Here is an 11,285-nt window from a genome sequence, read left to right as displayed (position 1 = left end):
GCTAGCCCGTTAGAATCGGTGCTGGCGGGGCAATTTTCGTTTTTAAAGGCCGTTATTTGCGCATCTTTGCATCTCTTACTTTCTATATAGTGCTAACACCTCGATTTCTTCCCTTGTCACTGCTGGCGGCCGCATTGCTAGCCGGCGGTAGTGCAGCCCAGGCCCAAACCACTCAGGGCACCCACGTACTGGGCTTGAGCGGCGGTAGTTTCACGTATCAGAAATCCGACCTGACCAAGCGCTTTTCTGGTACCCTAATCCCAACCGCCGGCGTATTCCTGGCTGATAATGTGGCCTTGGGGGTTGCCGTGCCAATCAGTTACAACCGCCTAAAGGTTGATGTGGCCGACGGCATAACCAATCGCGCCTTGAGCGTGGGAGTGCTACCCTGGCTGCGGTATTACCTGCCTTCGGAAAGCAAGCACCGGCTGTTTGGCGAATTGAGCGCGGGCGGCGTACTGACCAGTTCACACGCCGACGGAGGTATTAGCGGCATCAACTACTCCAGCACCGACGTAAGTTTTGCCGGCAGTGCCGGGCTGGGCTATTCCTACTTCATCACGCCGGCCGTGGGCCTGGAGGGCCTGCTGGCCTACCAGCGCATCAGCGGCAACCACGACTCCGGTAGCGGTGCCCTGAGCCTCAACCTGGGCTTCCGCATCTACCTGCCCCGCAACTAGCGCCCAAGCGGCTTGCTGCCCCGGCAGGGCTCTTAATCAGACCAGTTTCCGAATCTGTGGACGGGTGTAGCGACGCGACCCCTCGCGTCGCGTCGTTGAACAGCTACCGTGCAACGCCGAGACACGATGGGTCGCGCCGCTACACTCGTTCTGTAATCCGGTAGTTGCCCTGGATAGAAGATACAGAAGGCCGGTCGAAAGCCCCAGCGGGGCGGCATGTCGGTAGAAAAGCAGTTTATTGAACGGTAAAGCCCCAGTGGGGCGACACAATCTGTCGAACGATTGGTGTCGCCCCGCTGGGGCTTTAGCTGTATGTGCGCCCGGTTGCTACCGACATGTCGCCCCGCTGGGGCTAAAATGCGGCAGATAGCCCCCACGACCTGCCAGATAGCCCAAATCGGTTGTCAGACATCTCCCACGACCTGCCAGATGTCTCCCACCGCTTGCCAGATAGCCCAAATCAGTTGTCAGACAACTCCTACTGCTTGCCAGATGGCTCCCACGACCTGCCAGACATCTCCCACGACCTGCCAGATGTCTCCCACGGCTTGCCAGATGATTCCAACTGCAACAACGCCCGGCATTTACTACCTTCCGGCTCCCTAAAAACTCCGGTTGCGTATGCTGCGTTGGCTGAAACCTGCCCTGGCCCTGTTCGCGGCCCTTGTGCTGGCCGGGGTGCTGAACACCCAACAGGGCCAGGTGCCGCCGCTGGGCCGGCTGCTGAGCCCCTACCAGGGCTTCTGGCTCAACGGCGAAACGGCCGCCGACTTCCCCGCCCAACAGACCCTGCGCCTGCCCGGCCTGCACCAAACCGTGCGCGTGCGCTTCGACGACCGGCGCGTGCCCCACATCTTCGCCGAAAACGACCACGACCTCTACTACGCCCAGGGTTACCTCACGGCCCGCGACCGGCTCTGGCAGATGGAGTTCATGACCCGCGTAGCCGCCGGCCGCATTTCGGAAGTGGTGGGCGAGCGGGCCCTGGAGTACGACCGGTTTCAGCGCCGCATGGGCCTGCCCTTCGGGGCCGAAAACTCGCTGCGCGAGATGCTCAAAAACGACACTACGCGGCTGGTGCTGGAGTCATATTCGGCGGGCGTGAACGCCTACATCAGTCAGCTGAGCCCCCGCACGTATCCGTTTGAATACAAGCTGCTCGACTACGCCCCCGAGCCCTGGGCGCCGCTCAAATCGGCCCTGCTGCTCAAGCTGATGGCCTGGGACCTGAGCGGCCGCTCCGACGATTTGCGCCTGAGCAACATCCTCAGCAAATACGGCCCCGCCGTCACCCGCGACCTGTTTCCCGACTTCCCCTTCCGCGCCGACCCGGTGGTGCCCGAAGGCACGCCGCTCGATTTCCAGCCCCTGCCCGTGCCGCCCGCCCCGCCCGCGCCGTTTGCCGCCGCCGTGTCGGGCCTGGTGCCGAGCCGCGAGCCCGATGCCGAGCTGGGCTCCAACAACTTTGCCCTGGCCGGCAGCCGCACCGCCTCGGGCAAGCCGCTGCTGGCCAACGACCCGCACCTGCAACTCAACCTGCCCAGCATCTGGTATCAGGTGCAGCTGAATTCGCCCGGCCAGAACGTGTACGGCGTCACGATTCCGGGCGCCCCGGCCGTCATCATCGGCTTCAACTCTGATGTGGCCTGGGGCGTCACCAACGTGGGCGGCGACGTGCTCGATTGGTACCAGCTCAAGTTCCGCGACGCGAGCCGCCGCGAGTACTGGCACGCCGGCCGCTGGAAACCGGTGCGCCGCGTAGTGGAGCGCATTGCCGTGCGCGGCCACCCCGACCGCCTCGATACCGTCCTCTACACCCACCACGGCCCGGTGGTGTACGACCAGAACGAGAAAGTCTTCAACGCCCAAACACCCGTGCGCCACGCCCTGCGCTGGACCGCCCACGACGCCGCCGGGGCCAACGAGGTGCTGGCCTTCGTGAAGCTAAACCACGCCCGCAACTACCAGGACTACGACCGGGCCCTGCGCACCTACGCCTCGCCGGCCCAGAACTTCATCTTTGCCAGCCGCCAGGGCGACGTAGCCATCCGGCCCAACGGCCGCTTCCCGCTCAAATACGCCGAGCAGGGCAAGTTTATTCTCGACGGCTCCGACCCGCGCCAGGACTGGCCGGGCTGGATTCCGATGAGCCAGACCCCACGCGTCCTCAACCCGGCCCGCGGCTACGTATCGTCGGCCAACCAGCACTCGGCCGGCCCCGGCTACCCGTATTACCTCGGCTGGGATTACGCCCCCTGGGACCGGGCCCACCGCATCAACCAGCAGCTAAGCCAGATGCACCGCGCCACCGCCGACACTTTGCGGGTGCTGCAGAACGACGATTTGGGCCTGAACGCGCAACTGATGCTGCCCTGGATGCTGGCAAATCTGCCCGCCGCTACGGCCGCTGGAGCCCCTGGCACAGCACCGGCTACGGCCGCCACTACTGCGCCGACGGCCTCCGTGGCTGCCGCCCGCCGCCTGCTGGCCCGCTGGAACTACCATTACGGGGCCGATGCGGTGGCCGCCACCGTCTTCGAACTATGGTACCAGGAACTGGTGCATAAACTCTGGAAAGATGACTTCGGCAAGCAGGCTACAGGTTTGGAGATGCGCTACCCCTCCCGCGACCGGACCAACCAGCTACTATTGGCCGAGCCCCGCAGCCCCTGGCTGGACGACTGTCGCACGGCGCAACGCGAAACCGCCCCCGACCTGCTCACCACTTCGTTGCAATTTGCCATGGATTCGCTGACCCGCAAGTTTGGGCCGCTGGGCCCCAAGTGGGCCTGGGCCCACCAGAAAAGCACCGACATCAACCATTTGGCCCAGCTACCCGGCTTCGGCCACCAGGACGTGTGGTGCGGCGGCAGCCCCAGCAGCGTAAATGCCACCGGCCCGCGCAACGGCCCCTCCTGGCGCATGGTCGTGGATTTGGCCCCGCCGGTGCGGGCTTACGGCATCTTCCCCGGCGGCCAGAGCGGCAACCCCGCCTCCGCCTACTACGACGACATGCTGGAAAGCTGGCGCACCGGCCGCCTTGACGAACTGGTGTTTCTGCAGGCCGCCGACGAAAACCACCCCCGCCTGCAAGCCGCGTGGCGGCTGGAGAAATAGGCCCGCTTATTCCCAACTACAATGAAATCCTTCCTCAGCCTTTTCCTGCTGGTTTTCGTGCTTTCCAGTCTGGCCCAGTTTTTTCTACCGTGGTGGGTGGTACTGCCGCTGTGTCTGGGGCTGGCCACGTGGCGTGGCGGTTCGGCCGGGGCCGCCTTTGGGGCCGGGCTGCTGGGCGTGGCTTGCAGCTGGTGGCTGCCCGCCGCCTGGCTTAACCTCAACGGCGCGGGTTTGCTGGCCGGCCGGGTGGCCACGCTGCTGCCGCTGGGTGGCAACTCCTGGCTATTGGTACTGCTGTCGGGCCTGCTGGCCGGGCTGGTGGGCGGCCTGGCGGCGCTGGCCGGCGCGTGGCTCAAAGTGAGATGGTGAGGTGGTGAAATGGTGAGTTGATGTTCTGGTTTCCTGGCACAGGGGCCAGCCCCGGCGGGGCGGCATATCGGTAGCGGCCACGCATCGATAAATAGAAAAAGCCCCAGCGGGGCGACACCAATCGTTGAGCCGGTGGTGTCGCCCCGCTGGGGCTTTGCTTATCTGCTTGGTTGATTTGCTACCAATATGCCGCCCCGCTGGGGCTGCCCTCTGTGCCAGGGACCCAAAACATCAACTCACCATTTCACCACCTCACTATCTCACCTTAGGTCATGTCACCGTTAAAACTGCGAGATGAAGGCGTAGGCCTGCAGCGTGTACACTGGGGCGGCGGTGAAGTGGGTGCCGCCCTGGATGGGGCGCAGCTCTACGTTGGTGGCGCCGCGGGCGCGCATGGCGTTGTAGGCGTCCTGCGAGTTGAAGAAGGGCACATAGTCGTCGGCGGTGCCGTGGAACAGGGCCAGCGGGGCGCGCGGCTGCCAGTCGTACACGTCGTTGGCGGTGAGCGTGGCCGTCAGGGCCGGGTCGGAGCCGGTGAGCACGGCCTGGCGGAACGTGGGCGCGAACAGCTCGGCCGCCTGCTGGGGCACGGCGCTGAACGGGTCGGCCTGCAGGCGGGTGGCGTAGGGCTCCTGGTAGTAGTAGCTGAGCGGACGGTTGAGCTGGTACACCCGGTCGTAGGTGCGCAGCACCCACACGTAGGTGCTCAGGAAATTCAGCGGCTCGGTCGAGTTAAGAATGTACCGGGCGAAGGCCGATTTGTGGTAGGCCCCGGCGCCGGGCGCGCTGGCCGTAACGGGCAGCGTGGTGGTGTACTTTTCCTCCAGTAGCTTGTGCAGCGCCATCGTGGCGTAGCCGCCCTCCGAGTAGCCCAGCAGGAAGTTCTTCTGGTTGACGCTGATTTTCTGCTGCGCGCAGAACTCGCGGGTGGCCCGCAGCATATCGGCCGAGGCCGAAGCCAGCGAGGCGCCGTGCTCGTAAGGGTGCGGCAGCGCTTTGGAAGCGCCGTAGCCAATGTAATCGGGCGCCGACACCACGTAGCCGGTAGCGGCCAGCACCGATACGGCCGACCAGATTTCACTGCGCGAACTGTAATACGAAGGGGCCCGGGTTTCCTCATCGGGCTGCAGCGTGCCGTGCTGGTAGCTGATGACCGGCACCGCCGCCGGGGCCACCGGCACCAGCACGGCGCCCGAGGCCGTTACCGGTTGGCCGTCGGTGTTGGGGGTGGTGTAGGTGAGCCGATACACACGCACCGGGTAGCGGGCCAGCGTGCCCACCAGCGGAATATCCGACACTCGGGCCGCCAGCTGAGCGGTAGTGAACTCGCCAATCAGGGTGCTACCCAACAGCACCGGCGCAGACGGGGAGACCGGCGGCGGGGTCGTGGGCGGCTGGGTCGTGGGTGGACTCCCGACGACGGCCGGCTCGGGCGAGTTGCTCTTGCAGCCGGCGGCCCCGAGCGTCGACAGGCACAGCAGCGCCACGGCCCAGCCGGCAGCGAAAAAACGAGGAAGCAGAGTATTCAGCACAGAAAAATACGAGTTAGTGAAAGCAGCAAACCACCCAACGCGGTGCGGCGGCTATGTGTTCCGGCGAACTGATTCCGCACCTTTTCATATTTCAGCCAAAAAATTAGTTGTATAACTAAAAAATTAGTTACATATTTGATCTACCGACCCAGCGCCGCCGGGAATCAGCATTCGATGCTGTTCCTGCCCGCTGGCTGCAGAGACGCGGCCCATCGCGTCTGGGCGTTGAACGGCCCGTTTGAATGATGTGAACACCGGCGCGTTCCACTCAACCTCCGCAACGATGAGACGCGATGGGTCGCGCCTTTACAGCTTAACTCCCAAACCAATCAGCCACCCCATGCCCGGCCCCGCTTTCCCCGAACTAACCCGCGCCGAAGAACAGGTAATGCAGGTGCTCTGGCAGCACGGCCCCGCCTTTGTGAAGGATGTGGTGCCACAGCTGCCCGAGCCCCGCCCAGCCGTCACCACGGTGTCCACCATCATCCGCATTCTGGCGCAGAAAGGCTTTGTGGGCCACGAGGCCTTCGGGCGCACCCACCGCTACCACGCCCTGGTGGCCCGCGACGAATACCGGCGCTTCTCGTTGGGCAAGCTGCTGGGCGGCTACTTCGGCGGCTCGTTCAGCCGGCTGGTGTCGTTTTTCGCCCAGGAAGAAAACCTCGACGCGGCCCAGCTGGAAGAACTGCTGCGCCACGCTCAAACATCCACCCCTAACAACCCGTCCGATGCCGATGCTCCAGCTGCTTCCGACCACGACCAGCCTGCTTAGCTGGGCCCTGCAAAGTACGCTGCTGCTGGGCGCGGGCTGGCTGCTCTACCGCTACGTGCTGCGCCAGGAGCGGTTTTTCGATTTCAACCGGCGCTTTTTGCTGGGCCTGCCCTGGGTGGCGCTGCTGGTGCCGCCGCTGCTCGCGGCCACCGAGCCGGGCCAGTGGCTGAGCGCCTGGCTACCGACGCCGGCGCCCGGCAGCGTGGGGCTGTTGAGCGGGGGCGTGTTGCCGGTCATTACGGTGCGCGAGCTGAGCAACGGCCCGCTGACCGGACCGCTGCCCTGGCTGCTGGGGCTGTACGGGGCCGGCGTGGTGCTGCTGCTGTTGCGGCTGGCGGCGCAGCTGCTGCACCTGCACTTCAGCACCCGCCATTTTACCCGCAAAATTCACCCCGATTATGTGCTGGTGCACACGGGCGGGCAGCGGCCCATTAGCTCGTTTGGCCGGCGGGTGTTCTGGGATGAAACCGCGCCCCTGACGCCCGCCGAGGCCCGGGCGGTGCTGGCCCACGAGCTGGCCCACGTGCGCGGCCACCACACCCGCGAGCGGCTGCTGCTGGAAATGGCGCGGGCGCTGCTCTGGCCGGTGCCGTTTGTGCACCTGCTGCCCCCGGCGCTGGCCCAGCTCCACGAATTTCTGGCCGATGCCGCCGCCGTACAGGCCACCGTTGAGGCGCCGGCCCCCGGCCGCGCCACCGCCGCGCCGGCCGCCTACCCGGCCCTGCTGGCGAGGCTGGCGCTGGCCCAGTTCCGACCCGATTTACCCCTGACTCATTCGTTCACCCAATCCTTCACCCTAACCCGTATCCGTATGCTGACTACCGCCGCCCCCCTCCGCCGCTGGAAACGCTGGCTGCCGCTGCCTTTGAGTGCTGTTTTGTTGCTGGGCCTGGTTGCCTGCGAAACAGAGTTGGACAATGCCATTCCTCCCCCACCGCCGCCTGCTTTGGTTTCTGCCGCCTCTACCGTCGAGGCCGCACGCCACAAGCCTGGCGACCCCTACACATATGTGGAGCAAATGCCGATGTACGAGGGTGGCCAGGAGCAATTATTAGATGACGTCAGTAAGCTGGTTAAATACCCGCCTGGCGCACTAGCAGCTAAGGTAGAGGGCCGGGCCTTTGTGAAATTCGTGGTGAGTGCCGATGGTAAAATTCAGGCCGCCGAGGTGCAGAAGGGCGCGGGAAAAGACAACCCTAAAGTTTCTCCTGAACTGGCCCAACAGCTCGACGACGCGGCCCTGTACGCCGTGCGCAACCTGCCGGGCAAATGGACGCCGGGCCGCCAGGGCGGTAAAGCAGTGCCGGTATATTTCACTATACCTATTACGTTTTTAGTTAAATAGCAATTACTCATTCAAATCCTTGAAACGCCGCCCGTGCTACTGCGGGCGGCGTTTTCTGTATAGGTATGCCTGGGTGAAGTTGCAATGAAGTTGAAAGTCAGCCGCAAAAGCCGCACCTTCGTGGTTCCATTCGCCTTCAATCCCCGTTGTTTTAGTGGCTTACCTCTCGACGCTTACCCGCCTGACGGCCCCCGCGCTGGCCTCTCTGGGCCTCGCCTTCACCCTCACCACGCTGCCCGGCTGCGGCTCGCGCTCGGCCACCGATTCCGAAAAAGCCACCGTGGCCGCCGATACCGTGCAGCAGCCCGCCCCGCTTGATTCGGCCGCGCTGCAGCGCCTGGCCATGCGCCGCGACTCGCTCGTGGCCGACTCGATTGCCAAGGTGAGCGGCGTGCTACCGGGCGCCATTCTGCCCGGCCACCGCATCGTAGCTTTCTATGGCAACATCCGGGCGAAGGGCATGGGCATTCTGGGCCGCGAGCCCAAGGACCAGATGTTCCGCAAGCTGAAAAAGGTGCTGGGCGAGTGGCAGGCCGCCGACCCCAGCCGTCCCGTGCAGGGCGCCATCCACAACGTCACCATTACGGCCCAGGGCACGGCCGGCAAAGACGGCAAGTGGCGCCTGATGAACTCCAAGGCCACTATTGAGGAGGTAATCAACTGGGGCAAGGAGAATAACTACATCGTATTCCTCGATGTGCAGCCGGGCCACAGCACTCTGCAGGTCGAGCTGCCCAAGCTGGAGCAGTACCTCAAAGACCCCATCGTACACCTGGGCATCGACCCCGAGTTCTCGCTGGCTACCATGCCCGGCGTGCGCCCCAACCAGAAAATCGGCACCCTCGATGCCAAGGATATCAACTTCACCATCAACTACCTGGCGCGCATCGTGAGCGAAAACAAGCTGCCGCCCAAGGTGCTGACGGTGCACCGCTTCACCCGGAAAATGGTGACCAACTACAAAAACATCAAGCTCGACCCGCGCGTGCAGGTAGTCATGCACATGGACGGCCACGGCGACCCCACGCTCAAGAAGGACTCTTACCAGCACTACATCGTGAACGAGCCCGTGCAGTACACCGGCTTCAAGCTGTTCTACGAGTACGACGCCCGCCCCAAGCCCCACCACATCATGACGCCGGAAGAGGTGATTGCCCTCAAGCCCTCGCCGCTCTACGTGCAGTATCAGTAGGCTACCGATTCCTGACCAGGCAAAAGCCCCCGACGTTGCAACGTCGGGGGCTTTGTGTTTAAGGTGGCGGTGCTTTTTCAGCTCGGCAGCTCGTCGGGGCGCACGTTGGCAAATTCGCGCAGCAGATGCAGCAGGTCGGTGTCGGTATCGGGGCCGATGGCGGGCAGGAAGGTGGCCTCGTCGGGGTCGGCGTAGCCGGCCAGCGCGTGAAACGCGGCCGAATCGAGGCGCCGGAAGCCCATGGCCCACTCGCCGAACAGCCGCTGCCCGATGGGGCCGGCAGCCAGCTTGATGATGTTGCGGTGGCGCGAATCCAGCTCGATGCCGGCAAACAGGGCGTCCACCTGCGCCTGCTCGCCCTCCAGCACCTGCATAAAGTCGCCTTCGTTGCTATACAGCAGGATTCCGGTTATGCCCAGCCGGCTGTTATTGGTCCGCCACCAGCCCAGAAACTGCAGCAGCTCGGCGGTGCTAAACTGAACGGTTGCGGTGCTCGTGTAAACCAAGTGATACATGCGGGAGGTGCCAACGGCCAGTTTGGGGGGAAGCTAGGCAAACCGGCGGCCATTAGCAACAGCACGGGCTGCCTAGCCGCAAAAACCAACGCCGGTCTGGCTTATCAGGCCCCGAAACAGCAACCCGCCGCTAGTGGGCGGCCAAGTCGATAGGGCCGGCGTCGCGGACGCGCTTGACGAAGATGATGAGCGGAATGCAGGCCAGGAAAAACAGGCCCAGCATGGTAAACGTCTGGGCGTAGGTAATGAGCGAGGCTTCCTTCATGAGGGTAAAATCGAGCACCTGGTAGGCCTGCTGCTTGGCCTGTTCGAGGCTGAAGCCCTTGCTGAGGAAGTTCTGGGTGAAAGCCTGCACGCGCTGCTGCGTTTCGGGGTCGTAGAGCGAGATATTGGGCAGCAGCGCCACCCGGTTGTAGGCAATGTTGCGCTCCAGGTAGGTGCCCACGATGGCCACCCCAAACGAGCCGCCGAGCTGGCGCAGCATGCCCGTCAGGCCCGCCGCCTGGGCGCCGTCTTTGCCGCGCAGGCCCTGCAGCGACATGGTCGTAACGGGCAGAAACAGCAAACTCAGGCCCAGGCCGCGCAGCATCAGGGGCCAGTAGAAGTCGTCTTCGCCGGCCGAACCGGTAATCTTCTGGCTCATCCAGAAGGTGAAAATGAAGAAGATGCCGAAGCCAAAGGGCAGCATGTACTTCTGCGGGATGCCCGCCTGCAGCGCCTTGCCGATAACCGGCATCATAAAGCCCGACAGCAGCGCGCCCGGCAGCAGCAGATAACCCGTTTGGGCGGCCGTGAAGCCCAGAATCCGCTGGGTGAAGATGGGGAAGATGAACACCGACGCAAACAGCCCGAAGCCCAGAATAAACGACAGGATGGCTCCCAGCGCCAGGTTGCGGCTCCGGGTAAGCACCCGCAAATCGACGATGGGATTTTTGGCCGTCAGCTCGCGCCAGATGAAACCGATGACACCGATAACGGCCAGTACGCTGAACGTAACAATCAGGCCCGACTCAAACCAGTCCTCGGTTTCACCTTTTTCGAGCACGAACTGCAACGAGCCCACGCCCAGAATCAGCAGGAAAATGCCGGCCCAGTCGAGCTGCCGCAACGGCCGCGGAATGGCGTTGGCAATGGATTCGGGGTCTTTGATGAACAGGAAGGTGAAGATGGTGGCCAGAATGCCCACCGGCACGTTCACGTAGAAAATCCAGGGCCAGTCGTAGTTATCGACGATAAAGCCGCCGAGCGTGGGGCCGATGGTGGGGCCGATAATCACGCCCATGCCGAACAGGGCCTGCCCCAGCGCCAGCTGCTTGGGCGGGAAGGTGTCAATCAAAATCGACTGCGACGTGGCCATGAGGGCGCCGCCGCCCACGCCCTGAATAAAGCGGAAGGCCACCAACTCCCAGATGTTGGTGCTCTGCCCGCAGGCAATGGAGGCCAGCGTGAACAGAATCACCGAGAAGCCGAAGTAGTTGCGGCGCCCGAACTGCTCCGACAAAAAGCCGGTCATGGGCACCACAATCACGTTGGCAATGGCGTAGGAGGCAATAACCCAGCTCACTTCCGAGAGCGTGGCCGACAGGTTGCCCATCATCTGCGTGAGGGCCACGTTTACGATGCTGGTATCAATGAGCTCCAGCAGCGCGCACAGCACCACAGTAATGACAATAATCCACTTTCTAGCGCCGGTTTCCATGAGGTGAAATAGTGAAATGGTGAGATGGTGAGTTTTATGTTCTTATTTGCCTGATAGGCAGATA

At 63.5% G+C, this 11,285-nt stretch carries 9 protein-coding genes; 6 read left to right on the top strand and 3 right to left on the bottom strand.

Going from position 1 to position 11,285, the window contains the following annotated elements:
• Positions 1-341 precede the first annotated feature (341 nt).
• From H145_RS23875 to H145_RS0101955, 3 genes are all read left to right on the top strand, one after another.
• A complete protein-coding gene (locus H145_RS23875; protein ID WP_157540992.1) occupies positions 342-680 on the top strand; it encodes a hypothetical protein in 339 nt (112 codons plus the stop codon).
• A 621-nt stretch (positions 681-1,301) separates the two neighbouring features.
• Positions 1,302-3,797: a penicillin acylase family protein gene (locus tag H145_RS0101960; protein ID WP_019946452.1), complete on the top strand. Its 2,496-nt coding sequence runs from the start codon at positions 1,302-1,304 to the stop codon at positions 3,795-3,797.
• Between the two features lie 21 nt (positions 3,798-3,818).
• Complete coding sequence (locus H145_RS0101955) at positions 3,819-4,166, top strand: hypothetical protein (RefSeq protein ID WP_019946451.1); 348 nt, start codon at positions 3,819-3,821, stop codon at positions 4,164-4,166.
• A 281-nt stretch (positions 4,167-4,447) separates the two neighbouring features.
• Here H145_RS0101955 and H145_RS0101950 read toward each other — a convergent pair whose 3' ends face one another.
• On the bottom strand, positions 4,448-5,698 hold the full coding sequence (locus H145_RS0101950; protein WP_019946450.1) for an alpha/beta hydrolase family protein: 1,251 nt from the start codon (positions 5,696-5,698) through the stop codon (positions 4,448-4,450).
• A gap of 340 nt (positions 5,699-6,038) precedes the next feature.
• Here H145_RS0101950 and H145_RS0101945 point away from each other — a divergent pair, with 340 nt between their 5' ends.
• From H145_RS0101945 to H145_RS0101935, 3 genes are all read left to right on the top strand, one after another.
• On the top strand, positions 6,039-6,470 hold the full coding sequence (locus H145_RS0101945; RefSeq protein ID WP_019946449.1) for a BlaI/MecI/CopY family transcriptional regulator: 432 nt from the start codon (positions 6,039-6,041) through the stop codon (positions 6,468-6,470).
• The gene (locus H145_RS19535; protein WP_019946448.1) at positions 6,433-7,815 is read left to right on the top strand and encodes a M56 family metallopeptidase; all 1,383 of its coding nucleotides are present in this window, start codon (positions 6,433-6,435) and stop codon (positions 7,813-7,815) included. The genes H145_RS0101945 and H145_RS19535 overlap by 38 nt, the downstream gene beginning before the upstream one ends.
• A gap of 154 nt (positions 7,816-7,969) precedes the next feature.
• On the top strand, positions 7,970-9,007 hold the full coding sequence (locus H145_RS0101935; protein ID WP_019946447.1) for a hypothetical protein: 1,038 nt from the start codon (positions 7,970-7,972) through the stop codon (positions 9,005-9,007).
• A gap of 77 nt (positions 9,008-9,084) precedes the next feature.
• Here H145_RS0101935 and H145_RS19530 read toward each other — a convergent pair whose 3' ends face one another.
• Both H145_RS19530 and H145_RS0101925 read right to left on the bottom strand, forming a co-directional pair.
• Positions 9,085-9,522 carry a BLUF domain-containing protein gene (locus tag H145_RS19530; protein WP_019946446.1) on the bottom strand — a complete coding sequence of 146 codons (438 nt, stop codon included), beginning with the start codon at positions 9,520-9,522 and terminating at the stop codon, positions 9,085-9,087.
• 130 nt (positions 9,523-9,652) lie between these two features.
• Positions 9,653-11,221 (bottom strand): DHA2 family efflux MFS transporter permease subunit, encoded by a 1,569-nt coding sequence (locus tag H145_RS0101925; RefSeq protein ID WP_019946445.1) that lies wholly within the window; start codon positions 11,219-11,221, stop codon positions 9,653-9,655.
• Positions 11,222-11,285 lie beyond the last annotated feature (64 nt).

The organism is Hymenobacter aerophilus DSM 13606 (assembly GCF_000382225.1).
Lineage (GTDB): Bacteria > Bacteroidota > Bacteroidia > Cytophagales > Hymenobacteraceae > Hymenobacter > Hymenobacter aerophilus.
Note: the sequence above shows the minus strand (reverse complement) of the source record. Positions and strands in the feature narration are given on the sequence as shown.